General features: G+C 71.7%; 21 protein-coding genes. 10 read left to right on the top strand and 11 right to left on the bottom strand.

Translation table 11 applies throughout. From position 1 onward, the window contains the following. Positions 1-41: 41 nt before the first annotated feature. From WJM95_RS27850 to WJM95_RS27840, 3 genes are read right to left on the bottom strand one after another with little or no spacing between them, the layout of a single operon-like run. A complete protein-coding gene (locus WJM95_RS27850) occupies positions 42-1,619 on the bottom strand; it encodes an NAD(P)/FAD-dependent oxidoreductase (RefSeq protein ID WP_339132592.1) in 1,578 nt (525 codons plus the stop codon). Further along, positions 1,612-1,911, bottom strand: a complete 300-nt coding sequence (locus tag WJM95_RS27845; protein ID WP_339132590.1) for a (2Fe-2S)-binding protein — start codon at positions 1,909-1,911, stop codon at positions 1,612-1,614. The genes WJM95_RS27850 and WJM95_RS27845 overlap by 8 nt, the downstream gene beginning before the upstream one ends. Next, positions 1,908-3,059 (bottom strand): FAD-binding oxidoreductase, encoded by a 1,152-nt coding sequence (locus WJM95_RS27840; protein ID WP_339132588.1) that lies wholly within the window; start codon positions 3,057-3,059, stop codon positions 1,908-1,910. Before WJM95_RS27840 ends, WJM95_RS27845 begins: the two co-directional genes overlap by 4 nt. A 375-nt stretch (positions 3,060-3,434) precedes the next feature. Here WJM95_RS27840 and WJM95_RS27835 point away from each other — a divergent pair, with 375 nt between their 5' ends. The 4 genes from WJM95_RS27835 to WJM95_RS27820 all read left to right on the top strand — a co-directional run bounded on the left by WJM95_RS27835 (position 3,435) and on the right by WJM95_RS27820 (position 6,922). Then, a complete protein-coding gene (locus tag WJM95_RS27835; RefSeq protein ID WP_339132586.1) occupies positions 3,435-3,953 on the top strand; it encodes a hypothetical protein in 519 nt (172 codons plus the stop codon). Positions 3,954-4,113: 160 nt separating this feature from the next. Continuing rightward, on the top strand, positions 4,114-4,956 hold the full coding sequence (locus WJM95_RS27830) for a DUF4097 family beta strand repeat-containing protein (protein WP_339132584.1): 843 nt from the start codon (positions 4,114-4,116) through the stop codon (positions 4,954-4,956). 176 nt (positions 4,957-5,132) lie between these two features. After that, positions 5,133-6,143, top strand: coding sequence for an ATP-binding cassette domain-containing protein (locus WJM95_RS27825; RefSeq protein WP_339132582.1), 1,011 nt, complete (start codon positions 5,133-5,135; stop codon positions 6,141-6,143). Further along, positions 6,140-6,922: an ABC transporter permease gene (locus WJM95_RS27820; protein WP_339132580.1), complete on the top strand. Its 783-nt coding sequence runs from the start codon at positions 6,140-6,142 to the stop codon at positions 6,920-6,922. Before WJM95_RS27825 ends, WJM95_RS27820 begins: the two co-directional genes overlap by 4 nt. Positions 6,923-6,962: 40 nt before the next feature. Here the strand turns inward: WJM95_RS27820 and WJM95_RS27815 are convergent, their stop codons facing one another. From WJM95_RS27815 to WJM95_RS27800, 4 genes are read right to left on the bottom strand one after another with little or no spacing between them, the layout of a single operon-like run. Beyond that, a complete protein-coding gene (locus tag WJM95_RS27815; RefSeq protein WP_339132579.1) occupies positions 6,963-7,778 on the bottom strand; it encodes an ABC transporter permease in 816 nt (271 codons plus the stop codon). 10 nt (positions 7,779-7,788) lie between these two features. Beyond that, positions 7,789-8,679 carry an ABC transporter permease gene (locus WJM95_RS27810; RefSeq protein ID WP_339132577.1) on the bottom strand — a complete coding sequence of 297 codons (891 nt, stop codon included), beginning with the start codon at positions 8,677-8,679 and terminating at the stop codon, positions 7,789-7,791. A 7-nt stretch (positions 8,680-8,686) separates the two neighbouring features. After that, positions 8,687-9,883 carry an ABC transporter substrate-binding protein gene (locus WJM95_RS27805; RefSeq protein ID WP_339132575.1) on the bottom strand — a complete coding sequence of 399 codons (1,197 nt, stop codon included), beginning with the start codon at positions 9,881-9,883 and terminating at the stop codon, positions 8,687-8,689. Between the two features lie 38 nt (positions 9,884-9,921). Further along, positions 9,922-11,046, bottom strand: coding sequence for an ABC transporter ATP-binding protein (locus WJM95_RS27800; protein ID WP_339132573.1), 1,125 nt, complete (start codon positions 11,044-11,046; stop codon positions 9,922-9,924). Positions 11,047-11,169: 123 nt separating this feature from the next. Here WJM95_RS27800 and WJM95_RS27795 point away from each other — a divergent pair, with 123 nt between their 5' ends. Together WJM95_RS27795 and WJM95_RS27790 are read left to right on the top strand one after the other, a co-directional pair. After that, positions 11,170-11,988 carry a GntR family transcriptional regulator gene (locus WJM95_RS27795; RefSeq protein ID WP_339132571.1) on the top strand — a complete coding sequence of 273 codons (819 nt, stop codon included), beginning with the start codon at positions 11,170-11,172 and terminating at the stop codon, positions 11,986-11,988. Then, complete coding sequence (locus tag WJM95_RS27790; protein ID WP_339132569.1) at positions 11,945-12,724, top strand: hypothetical protein; 780 nt, start codon at positions 11,945-11,947, stop codon at positions 12,722-12,724. Before WJM95_RS27795 ends, WJM95_RS27790 begins: the two co-directional genes overlap by 44 nt. 70 nt (positions 12,725-12,794) lie before the next feature. Here WJM95_RS27790 and WJM95_RS27785 read toward each other — a convergent pair whose 3' ends face one another. Next, positions 12,795-13,454 (bottom strand): hypothetical protein, encoded by a 660-nt coding sequence (locus tag WJM95_RS27785; RefSeq protein WP_339132567.1) that lies wholly within the window; start codon positions 13,452-13,454, stop codon positions 12,795-12,797. A gap of 269 nt (positions 13,455-13,723) precedes the next feature. Between WJM95_RS27785 and WJM95_RS27780 the strand changes: the two genes are divergently transcribed. Genes WJM95_RS27780 through WJM95_RS27770 form a run of 3 tightly spaced genes read left to right on the top strand, consistent with a single transcriptional unit; the run spans position 13,724 to position 16,189 of the window. Next, a complete protein-coding gene (locus WJM95_RS27780; protein ID WP_339132565.1) occupies positions 13,724-14,380 on the top strand; it encodes a helix-turn-helix transcriptional regulator in 657 nt (218 codons plus the stop codon). A 32-nt stretch (positions 14,381-14,412) separates the two neighbouring features. Beyond that, entirely contained in the window at positions 14,413-14,943 is a 531-nt protein-coding gene (locus tag WJM95_RS27775; protein ID WP_339132563.1) for a toxin-antitoxin system, toxin component, read from the top strand. 13 nt (positions 14,944-14,956) lie between these two features. After that, on the top strand, positions 14,957-16,189 hold the full coding sequence (locus tag WJM95_RS27770) for an MAB_1171c family putative transporter (RefSeq protein ID WP_339132561.1): 1,233 nt from the start codon (positions 14,957-14,959) through the stop codon (positions 16,187-16,189). A gap of 66 nt (positions 16,190-16,255) precedes the next feature. Here WJM95_RS27770 and WJM95_RS27765 read toward each other — a convergent pair whose 3' ends face one another. Beyond that, positions 16,256-17,299, bottom strand: coding sequence for an alpha/beta hydrolase (locus tag WJM95_RS27765; protein ID WP_339132559.1), 1,044 nt, complete (start codon positions 17,297-17,299; stop codon positions 16,256-16,258). 254 nt (positions 17,300-17,553) lie between these two features. On the opposite strand from WJM95_RS27765, the gene WJM95_RS27760 reads away from it, so the two are divergent. Further along, positions 17,554-17,790, top strand: coding sequence for a hypothetical protein (locus tag WJM95_RS27760; protein WP_339132557.1), 237 nt, complete (start codon positions 17,554-17,556; stop codon positions 17,788-17,790). A 69-nt stretch (positions 17,791-17,859) separates the two neighbouring features. Here the strand turns inward: WJM95_RS27760 and WJM95_RS27755 are convergent, their stop codons facing one another. Together WJM95_RS27755 and WJM95_RS27750 are read right to left on the bottom strand one after the other, a co-directional pair. Further along, complete coding sequence (locus WJM95_RS27755; RefSeq protein ID WP_339132555.1) at positions 17,860-18,579, bottom strand: 4'-phosphopantetheinyl transferase superfamily protein; 720 nt, start codon at positions 18,577-18,579, stop codon at positions 17,860-17,862. Next, complete coding sequence (locus WJM95_RS27750; protein WP_339132553.1) at positions 18,527-19,435, bottom strand: metallophosphoesterase; 909 nt, start codon at positions 19,433-19,435, stop codon at positions 18,527-18,529. The genes WJM95_RS27755 and WJM95_RS27750 overlap by 53 nt, the downstream gene beginning before the upstream one ends. Between the last annotated feature and the right edge of the window lie 136 nt (positions 19,436-19,571).

The raw sequence follows: 19,571 nt of genomic DNA, 5'->3' as shown, positions 1-19,571 counted from the left end.
GCGTTCCTCCCTCTCCATGGAGTGTGACATTGCACTGTCGGTCAAGGTGCGGTGTCGGCTTCGCGTGTCGGGTCGGCGGCACCCGTCCCCGGTGTCCGATCGGCGGTGCCCGCCCCTCGTGTCCGGCCAGCGGCGCCCGTCTCCGGTGGCCGGTCGGCGGCGCCCGTCTCCGGTGGCCGGTCGATGGCGCCCGTCCCCGGTGACCGGTCGTCCTCCGAGCCCGCCTCGGCCAGGACGCCGAGCGGCACCGGACGCGCCAACAGCCGCCGCGCGGGCGTCTGTTCGCAGCCGGCAAGTCCCGCGACCGCGGGTTCGCACATCCGGCCCTGGCACCATCCCATTCCCGCGCGGGTCAGCAGTTTGACCGTCCGTACGTCGCCCGCGCCGAGGCCGGTGACGGCCTCGCGGACCCGGCCCGCCGTGACCTCCTCGCAGCGGCACACGACGGTCTCGTCGGTGACCTGCTCCACCCAGTGGGCCGGCGGCGCGTACACGGCGTCGAGCGCGGCGGCGAACGAGCGCGCTCTCGCCCTGATCCGTACGGCGCGGGCGGCCGGACGCGGATCGGGTTCGAGGCCGCGCAGCCGCGCGGCCACCGAACGGCCCGCGAGATGCCCCTCGGCCAGGGAGAGCACGACACCGCCGATCCCGGTGGTCTCGCCCGCGGCCCAGACCGCCGGCACATCGGTGCGCTGCTCGTCGTCCACGTGGACCTTGGTGGCATCCGCACGGCAGCCGAGCGCCTCGGCGAGATCGGTGTGCGGGACCATCCCGTGTCCGACGGCGAGCGCGTCGCACGTGATGCGGCGCCCGGTCCCGGGCCGCACCCGTCCCTCGGGGCCGAGTGCCGCGACGGTGACGGCTTCGAGCCGCTCCTCGCCATGGGCTTCGACGACGGTGTGCCGGGGGACGAACGGAACGCGGTGGCGCAGGAGCCGGGCCGCGTACGAGACTCCCTCGGCGATCTTGCCCGGCTCGGCCGCGAGTGCCCCGGCCCCGCGCAGCAGCCTTCCCGGATCGAGCGACTCCACGAGCGCGGCGACCTCGGCCCCGGCGGCGGCGAGCCCGGTGGCCACGGGCAGCAGCAGCGGCCCGCTTCCCGCGACGACGACCCTGCGGCCCGGCACGACGAGACCGCCCTTGAGCATGGCCTGCGCCCCGCCCGCCGTCACGACCCCGGGGAGGGTCCAGCCGGGGAAGGGCAGCACCTTCTCGTATCCGCCGGTGGCGAGGAGCACGGCGTCGGCGCGCACGGCGACCGAGCGCTCCTGGAGCGGTCCGACAAGGGCGTGGACCGTGAACTCCGGGCGGGCGGCGCCCGTCGTCCCGGTCCGCTCGACCGTCCACACGTGATGATCCGTCAATTGCTCGACCGTGCCCGCCTCCAGGTGCGCGGCGAGCCCTCGTCCGAGCCGCTGCCAGGCGCGGCGGTGGTGGTGCAGCACGTGGGGGCGCCGGGCGCCCAGGCCGCTCGCGGGCCGCCGGTAGAACTGTCCGCCCACGCTCGGGGCCGCGTCGATCAGTGTCACCCGCACGCCGTGCTCCGCCGCGGCCAGACAGGCGGCGAGACCGGCGGGGCCCGCGCCGATCACCGCGAGACGGCGGGGTCCCTCAGTCATCGTGACCGGTGCCTTCCTGCGTACGGATGGAGTCGCCGGGCGCCAGCGGGACGAGACAAGCCCGTTGATTGGGGCGGTCGTTGACGGTGACGAGACAGTCGAAGCAGACACCGATGCCGCAGAAGACCCCGCGGGGCCGGCCCGCGTCACGGGTGCTGCGCCACGAGGTGATGCCCTCGGCCCACAGCGCGGCGGCGACGGTCCGGCCGGGCAGCACGTCGATCGGCCGGCCGTCGAGGGAGACGGTGAAGGCGGGCCCGGGTTCGGCCCGTACGAGGTCCAGGGGGTTCACGCCGACTCCTCGGTGAAACGGTCGGGCCGGAACGGTGTGAGGTCCAGGCCGGGTGTTCTCCCAGCCAGGACCTGCGCGATCAGCTGTCCGGTCCCGGTGGACAGTCCGATGCCGGCCCCCTCGTGCCCACAGGCGTGGAGGAGACCCGGGGCCCGGGGGTCCGGCCCGATGGCGGGCAGATGGTCGGGCAGATAGGGCCGGAAACCGAGGTAGGTCCGCAGGGCCCGCGTGCGCGCGAGGAACGGGAAGAGCCGTGTGGCACCGGCGGCCAGTTCCCGCACCACGGCCAGGGAGAAGGTCCGGTCGAAGCCGACCCGTTCCCGGCTCGCGCCGATCAGGACGGGGCCGGCTGCGGTCCCCTCCACCACCGGCGACGTCTGGAGGGCGGCCGAGTCACTGGCGACGTCGGCGACATAGTCGGCGGCGTAGACCTTGTGGCGCACCCGGAGCGGCAGGGGCTCGGTGACGAGGACGAATCCCCGGCGGGGCAGGACGGGGAGCGAGACACCCGCGAGCGAGGCCACCTCGGCACCCCAGGTGCCGGCCGCGTTGACGACGGCGGGCGCGTGCACCTCGCCCCGGTCGGTGCGCACTCCGCGGACCGAGCCGTCCGCGGCACGCAGCACCCCGGTCACGGTGTGCCCGGTCAGCAGGCGCGCCCCCGACGCCCGGAGAAGATGCGCGGCGGCCAGGGCGGGCATCACCTGGGTGTCCTGCGGATAGTGCACGGCGCCCGCGAGGCCCGGGGCCAAGTACGGCTCCAGGTCGTGCAGTCGGCCGGGCGCGACGGGTTCGGCCAGCACACCGGCCGTCCGCTGCCCCGCCGCGAACGTCTCCAGCGCGGCCAGGCTCTCGGGGGTGGACGCCACGACGACCCCGCCCTTGGCCTCGTACTCGATCGTCTTCGCGTGTTCCTCGGCGAGGTCGGCCCACAGACGCCCGGACAGCAGGGCGAGGTCGAGTTCGGGTCCGGGTTCCTTGTCGGAGACGAGGAGATTCCCCTCCCCCGCACCGGTCGTGCCGCCGGCCACGGGGCCGCGGTCCACCACGACGACATCCAGGCCCTCGCGAGCCGCGTACAGAGCACAGGCCGCGCCCACCATCCCGGCTCCGACGACCACGACATCGCAGGTAACAGGCTGACTCACGTCAGTACTATGTCACATACCGCAGTTCCCGAGCCAGAGCGCGACGGACGTGTCCGCCCCGCCCCACATGGCGCCACCGAACATGGCACGGCACCACTCGGCACGCCACGGCACCATCGGGCATGGCACGGCACCACCCGGCACCACTCGGCTCGGCACAGCACCACCTGGCACCACATGGCACCACCCGACACCAAGTGGCGCCATCCGGTGCCACCGCGCACCCCCGAACGGCACGCGAACACGCGTGACACCATCGCGCCACGGGCAGCCCGTCTCCATTTCCGCAGGTCAAAGGCATTCCATGCATCGCGACCCACCGCCGGGCGCCATTCAGGCTTGCGCATGGCGCCATAGTGGTGCCACCATGTCGTCATGGACCTCACTCCGTATGTCGACACCCTGCGCCGAGAACTCGCGGTGGCCGCCGAGGCCGGCGGGGAGGAAGCCCGTCAGCTGGCCGAACGGCTCACCGCCCCCCTGGAGTCGGCGACCCGTCTGACCATGCTGAACGTGCTCTCCGCCGCGATGGACGAGATCACCCGCGAACTCGCCCCCGGCTCGGTCGACGTACGGCTGCGGGGACTGGACCCCGACTTCGTCGTGACACCACCTCCCTCCTATGCCGGCACCGTCGAGGCGGAGGAGGCACCCGCGGAGCCGTTCAGGGCCCTGGCTCCCGGGGACGGCGACGAGGGCGGCACCGCCCGCGTCAACCTGCGGCTGCCGGCCCACCTCAAGGCGCGCGCCGAGGAGGCCGCGAACCGCGAGGGCCTGTCGGTCAACGCCTGGCTCGTACGGGCCGTGTCGGCGGCGGTCGACGGAGGAACCCGGCCGCGCACGACCGGCAGGACCCGCACGGTCGGACAGAGCTTCACCGGCTGGGTGCGCTGACCGCACCCGCGGCCCACCCCCCACGCCCGCACACGCACACGCAGCCGCCCGTACACGTACGGGCACCCGCACCCGCACCCGCACCCGCACCCGCACGACTTCACCCACACCACGTCCCACCTGCGGGGACGCCCCAAGGACTCACGAGGACGGAACAGCCATGCCTTCTTTCGACACTCCCGAGCCCATCTCGGTCACCGCGGAGGTGGCCGTCGGCTCCATCCGTCTTACCGCCGGCGACCGCGCCGACACGGTCGTCGAGGTCCGACCGCGCGACCCGAAGCGGGACAAGGACGTGCGGGCCGCCGAGCAGACCGAGATCGTGTACGCGAGCGGCGTCCTGACGGTCAGGACCAAGCACCGTCCCCTGGTCGGCCCCAGCGGTCTCGTCGATGTGACGGTCGACCTGCCCACGGGCTCCCAGGTCGAGATGAGCGGCTCCTGGGCCCAACTGCTCGGCGAGGGACGGCTCGGCGAGGTCCGGGTCAAGACCTCGGGCGGCGACGTCCGCCTCGACACCACCGGCCCGCTGACGCTGGCCGTGTCGCACGGCCTGGTCACCGTGGACCGGGTCGAGGGCCCGGCCGAGATCACCAGCAGCACCGGCAACGTGCGTGTCGGCACGGTCGAGGGTCCCGCGGTCCTGAAGAACGTGCACGGCACCACGACCGTCGGCAAGGTCACCGGCGAGACGCGGATGAGCAGCACGAACGGCGGCATCGACATCGCGCACGCCGGGACATCGGTCACCGGCACCAGCACCAACGGGCACCTGCGGGTCACCGAGGCCGTCGGGGGCGAGATCCGGCTGGAGACGTCCAACGGCTCGATCGAGGTCGGCATCCGCCGGGGCGTGGCCGCCTGGCTCGACGTCAGTTCCAACCGTGGACAGGTGCGGAACATGCTCCCCGAGTCCGAGGCGCCGGAGACGACCGAGGGCACCGTCGCGGTCCACGCGCGGAGCAACTGGGGCAACATCGACATCCTGCGATCCAAGCCCTGACCTGCCCCTTTCTCTCCCCTCCTCTTCCCTCCGCTCCGCTCACGGAGCAGCGCGGCACCGGACAGCGCGGCACCGCACGGAACGGCCCCGCACAGCACCGCACGGCACGACACCCGACCCGTCACCCTTCCACCAGCCTCCGAACGGAGAGCTCCATGCCATTTTCTGTCATGCCCATGCCTACCCCCCTGCCCGAACCAAGGCCGGGCGACGGTCCTCTGCCTCCCGCCGCCGTGTCCGCCGTCGGTCTGCGCAAGTCGTACGGCGACAAGACCGTGCTCGACGGCATCGACCTGCGCATCCCGGCCGGCTCCGTCTTCGCACTGCTCGGGCCGAACGGTGCGGGCAAGACCACCACCGTGCAGATCCTCTCCACGCTCATCGCCGCCGACGAAGGGCAGGCCCAGGTCGCGGGCCACGACATCACCACGTCACCCGCAGGTGTCCGCGCCGCGATCGGTGTCACCGGACAGTTCTCCGCGCTCGACGACCTGCTCACCGCCGAGGAGAACCTGCTCCTCATGGCCGACCTGCTGCACCTCGGCAAACACGAAGGGCGTTTCCGCGCACAGGAGTTGATGGAGCGCTTCGGCATCGCGGACGTCGCGGGCAAACGCGCCGCGACCTTCTCCGGAGGGATGCGGCGCCGGCTCGACCTCGCCATGACGCTCGTCGGCGACCCCCAGGTGATCTTCCTGGACGAGCCGACGACCGGCCTCGATCCGCGCAGCCGCCGCACCATGTGGGAGACGGTCCGCTCGCTGGTCGCGGGCGGCACCACCGTCTTCCTCACCACCCAATACCTGGAAGAGGCGGACCAGTTGGCCGACCGGATCGCCGTGCTCGACAACGGCCGGATCGTGGCCGAGGGCTCGGCGGCGCACCTCAAGGCGCAGATCCCCGGCAGCCACGTACGGCTGCGGTTCACCGGGGCCGCCGAGTTCGAGCAGGCCGCCGGTGTCTTCCCCGACGCGGTCCGCGACGAGGAGGACCTCGCGCTGCGCGTGGCAGGCGACGCCGGGCTCGACGCGCTGCGCGCCCTGATCGACCGGCTCGACGCCGCCGGTGTCGGGGCCGCCGACTTCTCCGTGCACACCCCCGACCTCGACGACGTGTTCCTCGCCCTGACCGGCGGCGGCACCACCACGACCGGCACCTCGCCTCACCTGAAGGAGACCCCGCGATGAGCACCCTCACCTACGCCGTGCGCGACTCGACGACGATGCTGCGCCGCAACCTCAGGCACGCGCTCCGCTATCCGAGCGTGTCGCTCGGCGCCGCCATGATGCCGATCCTGATGCTGCTGCTGTTCGTGTACGCCTTCGGGGACTCGATCGGTGCCGGAATGGGCGGGGGACGGGACGCCTACCTGGAGTATCTGACGCCCGGCATCATCGTCATGGGCGTGGCCGCCGGAGCGATGTCGACCTCGATCGCGGTCTGCTCGGACATGACGGAAGGCATCATCAACCGCTTCCGCACCATGAACATCACCCGCTCCGCGTTCATGACGGGCCATGTCGTGGGCAGTGTCGTCCAGACCATGGTGAGCATGGTCCTGGTGGTGGGGTTCGCGCTCGCCATCGGCTTCCGGTCCGACGCGGGCCCGCTCGAATGGCTCGCCGCCGCCGGTCTCCTGACGGCCATCGCGTTCGCGGTCACCTGGCTCTCGGCGGCGCTCGGCCTGATCTCCAGGACCGTGGAGTCCGCGAGCAACAAGCCGCTGCTGGTCCAGTTCCTGCCGTTCCTCGGCTCCGCGTTCGTGCCGGCGGGATCGATGTCCCCGGGCCTTCGCTGGTTCGCCGAGAACCAGCCGTTCACGCCGATGACCGAGACGCTCCGCGGTCTGCTGTCCGGCTCCGCGATCGGCGACAACGGCTGGATCGCGCTCGCCTGGTGCGCCGGCATCAGCCTGACCGGCTACCTCTGGTCGCGCTCGCTCTTCAACGGCACCACTAAGCGCTGACCGCCCTGCCCGGGGCTCGGGCAGGGCGGTCGCGGGCCCGTCAGATCCGGCTGTCGGCGGCCGTGTCGGCGGACAGCCGCTGGGCCACGTAGATCGGGACGACCGAGAGCAGGACGAGCACGGCGGCCACGACGTTCACCACCGGCGCCTGCTGGGGCCTGGTCATGTTGTTGAAGATCCAGATCGGCAGGGTCTCGATGCCGGGTCCGGCGGTGAACGTCGTCACGACGATCTCGTCGAAGGACAGCGCGAAGGCGAGCAGTCCGCCGGCCACCAGCGCCGAACGCACCATCGGGAACGTGACGTCCACGAAGGCCCGGAAGGTGTCCGCGCCCAGATCCATCGCCGCCTCCTCGTACGTTCCGGACGTACGGCGCAGTCGCGCGACCACGTTGTTGAAGACGACGACGATGCAGAAGGTCGCGTGGCCGACGATCACGGTGAACATGCCGAGACCCACGCCGAGGGGTTCGAGCACCGTGCTGAACGCCGAGTTGAGCGCGATGCCGGTCACGATGCCCGGCAGCGCGATCGGCAGGACGACCACGAAGGAGACGGTGTCGCGGCCGAAGAACCGGTGGCGGGCGACCGCGAACGCGATCAGCGTGCCGAGCACCAGGGCGATCGCGGTCGCGCCGAGACCGGCCTTGACCGAGACCCAGAGCGCGGCGCGGGCACCCTCGTTCTCCCAGGCGACCGACCACCAGTGGAAGGTGAGCCCGGACGGCGGCCAGCTCGCGCTGCGGTCCCTGTTGAACGAGTTGACCAGGACGAGCGCGAGCGGCACGTAGATGAACGCGAAGCCGAGCCCGGCGGCGACGCGCAGCGCGATGCGCGCGGGACGGGAGAGTTGCACAGCGGGCTCCTCAGAGACTGCTCAGGGCGCCCGTGCGGCGCATCGCGAGGAGGTACATCACGATGACCACGACGGGGACCGTGCCGAGCGCGGCGGCCATGGGCAGGTTCAGTTCGATGTTGGAGTAGACGACGTTGCCGATGAGCTGGGTCTTGCCGCCGACGATCTGCACGGTGATGTAGTCGCCGAGGCTGAGCGAGAAGGTGAACACCGATCCCGCGGCCACGGACGGCAGGACCATCGGCAGCACCACCGACCGGAAGGTGCGGCCCGCACGGGCCCCGAGGTCCGCGGACGCGTCCAGCAGGTTGGCGGGCAGTTGCTCCAGCGCGGTGTGGATCGGCAGGATCATGTACGGCAGCCACAGATAGGTCAGTGCGAGGATCGCCGCGACCAGGCCGTACCCGGGGCCGCTCAGCCCGAGGGGCTTCAACACCCAGTCGGCGAGGCCGCCTTGGGACAGGATCAGCCGCCACGCGTACACCTTGACGAGGTAACTCGCCCACAGCGGCGTGAGGATGGCGACGACGAGCAGCGGTCGCCGCGCGGGCTTGGCGATGCGGGCCGTGTAGAAGGCGATCGGGAACGCGATCACCGCGCACAGGACCGTGACCGCCAGGGCGACGCCGATGCTGCGCAGGATCACCTGCCGGTACACGGGCAGCGTGAACAGCTGGTGGAAGTTGTCGGTGGACCAGACCTTCACCACCTCGGAGGTGAAGGAGTCCGTCGTCCAGAACGCGGAGACGAACAGCACGGCCAGCGAGCCGAGATAGAGCACCGTGAGCCAGAGCAGGGGTGCGGTCAGCAGCAGGGACAGCCGCAGCCGGGGGCGCCGGTGCAGTGTCCCGGCGAGCCGCCGGACGGGGGAACGTCCGGCGGCCTGCGCGGTGGTGGTCATCGTCGGGTCAGCCCTTGATCTCGGTCCATGCCTGGACCCACTTCGCGTACGGGACGCACTTGACGTCGGTGCGGCCGTCGAGGCACTGCTCGATGGGCGTGTTCCAGAACGCGATGTTCTTCCAGTAGCTCTCGTCGGTGGCGTGGAAGGTGTCGCAGAAGGTCTTGTCGCTGGTGTACTGGCACGCCTCGGAGTTGGCGGGCGCCTCGCCGAAGTACTCGGCCACCTGGGCGTTCACCTTCGGCGAGATGATCCAGTCCATCCACTTGTACGCGCAGTTGGGGTGCTTGGCCTTGGCGGAGACCATCCAGGTGTCGGACCAGCCCGTGGAACCCTCCTTGGGCACGACGGCCTTGATCTTGGCGCCCTCGCCGGCCGCGAGGTTGGCGATGACCTGCCAGGTGGTGCCGACCACGGAGTCGCCGCTCTTGAAGGCGGATATCTCCTTGAGGTAGTCGCTCCAGTACTCGCCCACGTTCGCGTTCTGCTTCTTCAGCAGGTCCACGGCCGCGTCGAACTGCTTCTGGTCGAGCGCGTAGGGGTCCTTGATCTTCAACTCGGGCCTGGCGGACTTCAGGTAGAGCGCCGCGTCGGCGATGTAGATGGGCGAGTCGTACGCGGTCACGTGGCCCTTGTGCGCCGAGGCGTCGTCGAAGACCGCGGACCAGGAGGTGGGGGCGGGGGTGACCTTCTGGGTGTTGTACATCAGGAGGTTGGCGCCCCGGCCGTGCGGGATGCCGTACATCTGGCCCTTGACGGAGTTCCAGGCGCCCTTCTTCAGACCGCTGAAGACGTTCTTGTAGTTGGGCACGAGGTCGGTGTTGACCGGGGCCGCGTCGCCCGAGGCGATGAGGCGCAGGGAGGCGTCACCGGAGGCCGAGACCGCGTCGTACTGGCCGGTCTTCATCAGCTTGACCATCTCGTCGGAGCTGGCGGCGACCTTCGAGTTGACCTGGCAGCCGGTCTGCTTCTCGAAGTCGCCGACCCAGTCGACCTTGGGGTCGTTGGAGCCGTCCTCGACGTAGCCGGCCCAGGCGATCAGGTTGACCTGCCCCTCGGTCTTGCCGAGCTTCTTCTGGGCCTTGAGGTCCGGCGGGTTGAAGCCGGTGGCCCCGGAGGAGCCCGAGCCGGACGATCCGCAGGCGGTGGCCGCGAGGAGCACCGCGACGGCGGCGGCGGCCTTGAGGGTTGGGGTGAGGCGCACGGCGTACTCCATACGTGACGGGGAACTGAGCGGGGAGGTCAGCGGGGGTCGGGGACCTGGAAGGTGTGGCGGCGGTGCCAGCGGAGCCGGACCCGGGTGCCGCGCAGGGCGGCGACGTCCTCGGACGAGGTGTCGAGGTTCTGCTGGAGCGCGGTGAGGCGGCCGCCCGCGTCGAGGTCCACCAGGAAGCGGGTGGCGTCGCCGAGGTAGACGACCTCGGCGACGGTGCCGGTGGCGGTGGACTGCTCCGGCTCGGCGGACTCGCCGGCAGCGGCTTCGGCGGTGCCACCGGCGTCGACGGCCTCGGCGTCCTTCGCGGGCTCAGCGGGCTCTGCGGGGTCAGCGGGCTCCACGGGTTCGGCGATGACCCGGATCTTCTCGGGCCGGATGCTGTACGTGCCCGGGGCGCCGACGATCTGCTCCGCCGAGGGCCCCTCGATCAGGTTGGACGTGCCGACGAAGCCCGCGACGAAGGCGGTGGCAGGACGCTCGTAGATCTCGGCCGGGGTACCCACCTGTTCGATGCGGCCCTGGTTGAAGACGGCGATGCGGTCGCTCATCGTCAAGGCCTCCTCCTGGTCGTGGGTGACGAACACGAAGGTGATGCCGACCTCGCGCTGGATCGCCTTGAGTTCGACCTGCATCTGCTCGCGCAGCTTGAGGTCGAGGGCGCCGAGGGGTTCGTCGAGCAGCAGCACGCGGGGGCGGCCGACCAGGGCCCTGGCGAGGGCGACGCGCTGGCGCTGGCCTCCGGAGAGCTGGCTCGGACGGCGTCGGCCGAAGCCTTCGAGGCGTACGTCGGCGAGCGCCCTGCGGGCCCGCACCAGCCGCTCGGCCTTGGGCACCTTGCGGACCTTGAGCCCGTAGGCGACGTTCTCCTCCAGGGTCATGTGCGGGAACAGGGCGTAGTCCTGGAAGACGGTGTGCACGTCCCGTTCGAACGGGGCGAGGCCGGTGACCTCCTGGCCCGCGAGTTCGATCCGGCCTTCGGTGGGGCTCTCGAATCCGGCGATCATGCGCAGCACGGTCGTCTTGCCGGAGCCGGACGGCCCGAGCATCGAGAAGAACTCGCCGTCGGCTATCTCCAGATCGACTCCGGCCACGGCGTTCGTGTCACCGAACGCCTTGCGCAGGCCCTGGAGCCTGATCGCCTTTGCCTCCATCGGTGGGGAACCTTTCTGGTGCGGTGGTGCGTTTGCAACACTGACCGGAAAGATATGAAGTCATAGTTCAAACCTCAAGACCCCTTTAGAGTAAAGGTTGAGTCAACGCACAAGGTGGTGGCCGTGAAGCAGCACAGAGTCGACGGCGTGCGCAGAGCCGTCTTCACTCCCGTGGACAACCGCGCGCGCGTCGAGACGGTCGCGCACCGGATCGGCGACGCGATCGAGCTGGGGCTGCTCGCCGACGGCGAGCAGCTGCCCGGCGAGATGGAGCTGGCCGGGCAGCTCGGCGTGTCCACGGTCACCCTGCGCGAGGCACTGATGGCCCTGAGGCAGCAGGGGCTGGTCACCACCCGGCGGGGCCGTGGCGGCGGCAGCTTCGTCTCACTGCCCGAAGTCCCTGGCCAGGAACGCCTGTTGGCCCGGCTCGCCGGCTGGAGCACCGAGGAGCTGCGCGATCTGGGCGACCACTGGGCCGCCCTGTCCGGGGCGGCGGCCAGGCTCGCGGCGCAGCGGACCGAACCGGACGACCTCAAGGCACTGCGGCGCACCCTGGACGACCTGGCGTCGGCCGAGGACGCCGCCGCCCGCAGCCGCGTCTACGGCCGCTTCCACGTCGAACTCGCCGCGGCGGCGCAGTCCGCCCGGCTGACGCGGGAACAGGTCGTGCTCCAGACGGAGGTCGGCGCGCTGCTGTGCCTGGTACTCGGAGACGACGAATATCGTGAAGAAGTCGCGGACCGTCACCGCGCCGTAATCTCGGCCGTGCAAGATGGGGCCCACGATTCGGCCAGGGCACTGGCCGAGCGGTGCGTACTGGACTCGACGGCCCGGCTCATCACGCTGCGCCTGTCGATGCCGCGTGCCGTGTCAGGTCCGCGTCCACTGGAGGGCACCCATGCGCAGGAGCCCCGGTACGGTCGGCGCGACGGCGACGCTTGACGTCTCCGCCGAGGCCGCCGTGGCCGCGCAGGTCCGCTGCACCCTGGAGGCCGTGTTCGACGCGGTCGCCGACACCCGGGCCGACACCACCGCGCTGCTCACCCGCGTCGCCGCCGAGGGCCGCCGCCCCGGGAGCGTGGATCTGGCGGCGCTGCGCCCGGGGCTGCACCTGCGGCTCACCCGGCAGGAGCTGGTGTCGGGCGCCGGGTTCGTGGCCGCGCCCGGCCTGCTCGGTGACGTACCGGCGTGGCTGGAATGGTGGCAGCAGGGCTCCGACGGGAGCGTACGGCCGCTGCTGCTCGACCTCGATCCGGAGCACTCCGCGTACTCCGACTACACGCACTGGGACTGGTTCGCCCTGCCCCGCGACACGGGTCAGCGCGCGGTCGCCGGGCCCTACGTCGACTACCTCTGCTCCGACGAGTACAGCCTGACGCTGTCCGCGCCGGTCCATCTGGAGGGCCGGTTCGTGGGGGTGGCCGCGGCCGACGTGTATCTGCGGCACTTCGAGGGCGCGGTCGTCCCGCTCCTCCAGCGGCTGCCAGGGGCGGCCTACCTGGTGAACGCGCGGGGCCGGGTGGCCGCGTCGGCCGACCCGGCACATCTGGCCGGATCCCTCATCAAGGGGCCGGACTTCGGGGCCGTACTGGCGGGCGCCGGCGGCACACGGCACGGGGACCTGCGGCTCGTCCCCTGCGACGGCGTGCCCCTCGTCCTCGTGATGCCGGCCGGCTGAACGGACCCGGCTCCGCACGGGCGCGTGAACCCGGACCCGGGCTCCTCCCTGCCGGCGGAGTCGACGCGCGTCACACGGCCCGAAGCTGCGCCGCGCCGTTGCGCGTCGTGCGGGCCCTGCGCGGTCCGCCCGTGACCGGCCGGGCCGCCTCGCGCAGCACCAAGGTCATCCGCGAATAGCCCATGTCCTGAAGGGTCCTGGGGGTGTCGTCGACGATCCGGCAGTCGGTTCTGCCCCAGCGCGGATCGGGGTGGACCAGCGGGCGCACGGCGCCGTCGTGCTCGACCCCGCGCGGTCCGACCGCCTCGATCCAGTGCGGCAGGCCGTGCCGGTAGGCGGCGTCCATGATCGGGTCCTGGGCGATGTCCCGGCGGATGGCCTGGAGTCCGCGGTCCTGGCCGTTGCGCTCCACCGCCGCGGCGAAGTGCGCAAGCATCGGCAGGCACCAGCTCGACTCGTGCTCGCCGAGAACCTCCCCCGCGTCCGGATGAAACAGGACGAAGCGCAGGAAGTTGTCGCCCGGCATGGCGGTCGGATGGGGCCCGACGCCGTCGAAAAGTGTCTGGAACGCGGCGTTGGACAGCACGACGTCCCAGCGGTGGTCGAAGACGACGGAGGGGAAGGGCACGGCCTCGATCAGCGTGGCGTAGTCCTGGAGGTACGCCTGCGCTTCGAGACTCTCGGGGACAGGTCGCGGCTGGGACCGCTGCCTTCCTGCCTGGTACGCCATCGGGAGGTCACCCCTCTTGCCTCTGCGGCCTTCACGCGGCGCCCCGATCCTGATGCCCCGGGGACTTGCGTGTCAACTATCGTGGCATTTGGCGCTTGTTGACGGCTGAATCTCGCCACAGTTGTGGCGAGACCTGGATGTGAGTTCGAGCGACGGGCTAGGCTCCGGTTGGTCCCCGGTCTTGACGCCGGGTTGGTTCCTGACCCTCGTGTCCGCATGGTTCCCGGTCTTCGTGAGAGCCACCTGAGAGAGACGTAGGAGATCTGTCGGTGACGGATGGCTTCGAGGTTCCGTGCGCCACGGCGACGGTACTGCTCCAGGCCGTCGTGGCCCGGGTCACCGCACTCGCCGACCGGCTCGGTGTGCCGCACGCCGAAGTCTTCGACGTACGGCGGCTGTCGGCCGAGTCCGGTGTCCCCGAAGCCGTGGCGAAGGCCCTGCTGTGCGGTCGCCCCGCCGGTGAACCCGACCTCCAGGCACGCTTCCTGCAACGCCTCGACCTGCTGCGGCGCACCCGGCTCAAGCCCAACGGCCGGCGCTACACCCAACAGGAGATAGCGGACGGTGCCGGCATGTCCCGCCAGCAGGCGGGCGCACTGATAAACGGCGACCGGCGCCCCACCATGGAGCACTGCGACGCCATCCAGCGCTTCTTCCGGGTGCACGCCGGATTCCTCACGGCCGAGGACTCCGAAGCCCTCGTGGGTGCCCTCCAGCGCTCGGAGCAGGAACTCCTGCAACGGCTCGCCGACCGTGAACGCGCCGCGGCCTCCGTCGCCCACGACCCGCTCGAACGGCTGCTCCTGGACCACGGCGTCCGCGGAATCGCCTGGCGGGCGGCGCAGTTGCCCACCGACCAGCACCGCGACAAGGTCGCGGAATGGCTGGACATGCTCCTGGAGAGCGTCAAACGGCCCGAGTCGTGAGCCGGGGGAGATCAGTGGGCATCGGAAGGGAAATGCGCCGCCTGTGCGGCGAGCTGGTCTCGGAGCTCTCGCTCCCGGCGCCGGCGGCACCCACCGACCTCTACACCGCCCTGTGCGGCGCCATGAGCAGGCGCCGGGGCCGCCCCGTCCAGTTCCGTACGGCCGCCTTCCCGCCCGGCACCGCCAGCGGGCTGTGGCTCGACATGGCCGAGCAGGATCTGGTCGTCATCGAGGAACGCACCGCGCCCGACCACCAGTTGGTCATCCTCGGCCACGAGCTGTGGCACATGAAGGCCGGGCACTGCACCCAGCACGTCGACGGCGCCGCGGTCGCGGCGCGCTTACTGGGCGACGGGGCCGACCTCCGGGCCACCGTCCTCAAAGTCGCCGCGCGCACCCGTTTCGACCTCGCCGACGAGCAGGAGGCCGAGAGCTTCGGGCTTCTGCTCGCCAGCAAATGCCGTACCTGGCTGCCCGGTTCCTCGCTGCGCGGCCCGGTGCAGCGGCACGGTCTGGCCGGCCGCATCGAGGCCTCCCTGGGCTGTCGCGGGCCGCGGGGCTGAAGGTCCCGGGGCCATGGACGGATCCAGCTACTACATCCCGGCCGTCGCCATGGGCGCGGCGATCGCGTTCAAGGGGCCTTCGCTGCTGCGCGGTTGGCGCGACCCGCTGCTGCGTTCGGTGGGCATGCTCCTCGCCCTCGCGGGTCTGGTGTTCCTCTTCGCGGCCCCGCCCACCATCGCCGCGGTCAACGACATCACCGGGATACCCAACGTCTCGGCCCCGATCGTCTACTGCCTGCTGAGCGCCTACAGCGCCTCCTGTCTGGTGCTGATCATCAACTGGCGCGGCGGGCCGCCCGAGGTGACGCGGCGGCTCTCACGCCGCTGGATCCTCGGATACACGGTGGTCGGCGTGGCGCTGATCGTCCTGTTCGCGCTCGGGGACGCCACCGAGGAGCGGTTGCGCGACCTCGACACGTACTACGCCAACACCCCCTTCATCCGCGAGATGATCGTCCTCTACCTCGGGTCGCTCACCGTCGCCGGTGTCGCGATGAACGTCATGTGCTGGCGCTGGGCGATCCAGGTGCAGGGCAGGCTGCGCGCCGGACTGGTGATCATCGCCTTCGGTTCGCTGTGCAACATCCCTTACTCCGCGGCCAAGTTCACCGCGGTGGTCGCCCGCTGGAACGGCACGGACCTGGACGGCCTCAGCACCAACGTGGCACCCCTGCTGGCCTCGGCCGGCGCCCAGATCACCGCCGTCGGCTTCTGTCTTCCGCTGGCCTGGCGCCGTATCGAGGACAGCTGGAACACCTGGGCGGCCTATCGCAGACTCGGGCCGCTGTGGCGAGAACTGAAGCCGGTCTCCGTGCCGGAGGACCGCGCGGTGCGGATGTCCTGGTGGTCGCCCGCCGAACTCCAGGTCACCCAGCGGGAGTCCGACATCCATGACGGGATGCTGAGCCTCTACCCCTACTTCGACTCCGAGGTGCGCTCCCGCGCGTACGGCGCCGCGGTCGCGGCGGGCTCCTCCGCCGCCGACGCACACGCCGAGGCCGACGCCGCGATGGTGACCGTCGCGGTGCGGGCCAGGGCGGCCGACCCCGAGGGCCGTGTCATCAGCTCGGCGGAGACCGCGGACGCGTCGCCCGCGACGGGGGCCACGTTCGCGCACACCGACGGCCGCCGCGACCTCGTGCGCATGTCCGACGCGCTGCGCCACTCACCGGTGGTCGCGGCCGTCCGTGGCCACGCCGCCGCGACCACGGGACCGGAGCACGAGGCCCGCGAACGAACCGCCTGAGCCCGCCTACGCGCCCGCTGACGGCGTCTCCGGACGCGGCCCTCCCCGCCTCCGGACGCGGGGCCCTCAGGTCGCGCTGCGTTCGCTCGCCTCACGCAGGTCCCGCTCCACCGAACGGTTGCGGACGCTGTCCGGCTGCCCCGCCGCCGTACCCGGGCGCCCGGCGCGCAGCAGCTCCCGCCAGCGCTCGCGGCTCCAGTCGGCCGCGCTGGTGGTGGCCGTGAATTCCTGCACCAGAGCCAGGAAGCGCGCGGGATCGCTGTGGAAGGGGAAGTGACCGGCTCCCTCGAAGATCTCCAGACGGCTGCCCGGCATGGCCGCGTGCGCCCCGTGGGCGTGCCGCACCGGCACCACGCTGTCCCGGTCTCCCCACAGGAGCATGGTGGGCATGCCCTCGGTGAGATAGCAGCGGTCGAGCATGGTGACCGCCTGACCGCGCCAGTCGACCACGGCCCGCAGCGTCCGGACGAACGCGCTGCGGGAGGTCGCGTCGGGCAGCGCGTCCACGAGATGCAGCAACTCCGGTGCGTCCTGGGCCAGATCGGCGTCGAGCACGCGCATCAGCCTCAGGAAGAGCCCGACGTTGACGCGCATCCCCGGCAGGCGCAGCGCGGAGAGCATCAGATGGGCGCCCGGCAGCGACGCGGCACGCAGGAAGGGGTTGACCTCTCCGCCGACACCGCCCGCGCTGACCAGGATCAGCCGCTCGGTGCGCTCGGGGAACTGGTAGGCGAACTGCATCGCCACTCCCCCGCCCAGCGAGTGCCCGACCAGGGTGGCGGACTCGATGTCGAGCGTGCCCAGCAGATCGCGCACGCCGTTGGCGTAGGCGGCCACCGAGTAGTCGGCGCGCGGCTTGTCGGACTCGCCGTGGCCGAGCAGGTCGGGGGCGATCACGGTGTGGGTGCGGGCCAGGTCGGGAATGAGCTCCGCCCAGGTCGCCGAGGAGTCGCCTATGCCGTGGATCAGGACGAGCGCCGGGCCCTGTCCCGCCATCCGGTAGGCGCGCCGGTAGCCGTGCACGAGACGGTGGTGCAGTCGCAGTTCTCCGTCACCGACCGGACGCAGCCGCGCGGTGCGCCGCGGCTGCCGGGGCTGTACGTCGACCACGGGCGGAACCTCCGCTCCCAGGCCGCCGCGAGGGCGGCTCCCGAGCCGCCTTCGCGGCGGCGTGCCGGGCCGTCCGGCGGACGGTCCCGGCTCCTCCGTCCAGCGTAGGGGCCCTGTTCCACCTGGGGTTTCCGGGAGGTTTCGCCTCCGCTAAGCGAGCGAACCTCCCCGGTCGGAAACCGGATTGTCAGTGGCGGACGGCAAGCTGGGGTCAGAACCAGTGTCACGACAAGCCGACCAGGGAGCGCCGTCCGATGCCGACCGCCGTACTGACCGACCACGAACGCGCCGCCGTGCAGGCCTACCTCCGCCTCCTCCAGACGGTACGAGCGGCTTTCGACGGCCCGCCGGACGACGGCCGGCCACCCGTGGTCCCGCCCGCGGTGCTCGCCGAGACGGAGCGGGCGCTGAAGGCGGCGGGCCTCGCGGGCAACGAGGACGCGTTCTTCGAGCTGCTGCACTCCTGGTGCCCGGCGCCCGACCGGGCATGAGCCGGCCCGGCCTCCGCGCCGGGCGGCCGGCCGTTCAGCCCCCGGAAACCGTGCCGGGAGGCCGGGCGTTCAGCCCCGGGGACCGGAAGCCGTGCCGGGCTTCGGGTGCGGGACCGTGACCGCCGTCGCGACCAGGCCGTCCCGGACCGTCCAGCGGCCCGCGAAGGTCTGGACGCGGACACCGTCCAGTACGGGCCCCGGGACCAGGAGTCGGGCGCTCAGCGCTCCCGAGACGCCCTCGGTGCCGTGTGCCGGGTCGCGGAGGATGTCGATGTCCGCCCCGGAGAAGTCGAGCCACTCGCCGGTGAGCGGGAACCACGCCTTGTAGACCGACTCCTTGGCGCTGAACAGCAGCCGGTCCCAGTGGACGGCGGGCTCCCGGGCGTGGAGCCGGTCCAGGCGGGCCGACTCGGCGGGCAGGGCGACGGCTTCCAGGACATCGTCGGGAAGCGCCAGATGGGGCTCGGCGTCGATGCCGAGGGAGGCGAGATCACCGGCCCGGGCCAGCGCGGCGGCGCCGTAGCCGTCGCAGTGCGTCATGCTGCCGATGACCCCGGCCGGCCACCGCGGGGCCCCGCGCTCGCCCGGCAGCACGGGCCCCGGGGACACCCCCAGCTTCTCCATGGCACGCCGGGCGCAGACGCGTACGGCAGCGAACTCGCGGCGCCGCTTGCCCACGGCGCGGGTCAGGACCGCCCGTTCCTCCGGGTACAGACTCGCCTCCGCGGCCGGGTCGTCACCGTGGCTCTCCACGGCCACCACCGACTCCGGAAGCAGCTCCTCCATCACCGGCTCCGACCTCCATCGGCAGAATGCGGCGCAGCGTGCCGGGCGGTCCCGGTCGCTTGCGCCATTCTCGCGGATAGCCGACCGACACCTCCTCGAACCGGACGCCCTCGTGCCAGGTGGTCCGCGGGATGTGCAGGTGCCCGTAGACCATGGTCTCCACGCGGAACCTGCGGTGCCAGTCGGCGGTCGCGGCCGTGCCGCACCACATGGCGAACTCGGGGTGCCACAGGACGTCCATCGGGTGGCGGTGCAGGGGGTAGTGGTTCACCGGGACGACCGGGAGGCCGTCCGGGACCGCGGCGAGCCGGCGCTCGGTCACGGCGACCCGGTCCCGGCACCAGGCCTCGCGACTCGGATAGGGGTCGGGGTGCAGCAGGTACTCGTCCGTGCACACGATGCCGGTTCCCTCGGCGTACGCGAGCCCCTGCTCCTTGGTGGCGCAGCCCTGCGGCAGGAAGGAGTAGTCGTAGAGCAGGAAGAGGGGCGCGACGACTGCGGGGCCGCCGGGACCGTTCCAGACGGGGTAGGGGTCCTCGGGCGTGAGGACGCCCAACTCCCGGCACAGGGCGACCAGATGGTCGTAGCGGGCCACTCCGCGCAGCTGGATGGGGTCCTTGGGGTGCGTCCACAGTTCGTGGTTGCCCGGCACCCAGACGACCTTGCGGAAACGGGCGGCGAGCGTCTCCAGGGTCCACCGGACGTCCTCGACGATCTCGCCGATGTCACCGGCCACCAGAAGCCAGTCCTCGTCCGTCTCGGGGCGCATGTCCTGGACCAGGGCGCGGTTCTCGGCGTAGCCGATGTGCAGGTCGCTGATGGCCAGCAGATTTCCGGCACCGCCGTCTGTCGGCCGCACGCGCCACCCCCGTAGAAAGCCAATACCGACACAACAGCACACGCTCCGGCCGCCGGACAAGGAGGCCCGGTCGGCGGGTGGTCGAATCCGTAACATCCCTGTAGCAGCATCGGGGTCGCGCGACCCCTATGATCGC

Source organism: Streptomyces sp. f51, assembly GCF_037940415.1.
GTDB lineage: Bacteria > Actinomycetota > Actinomycetes > Streptomycetales > Streptomycetaceae > Streptomyces.
This window is presented reverse-complemented; position numbering and strand designations above follow the sequence as displayed.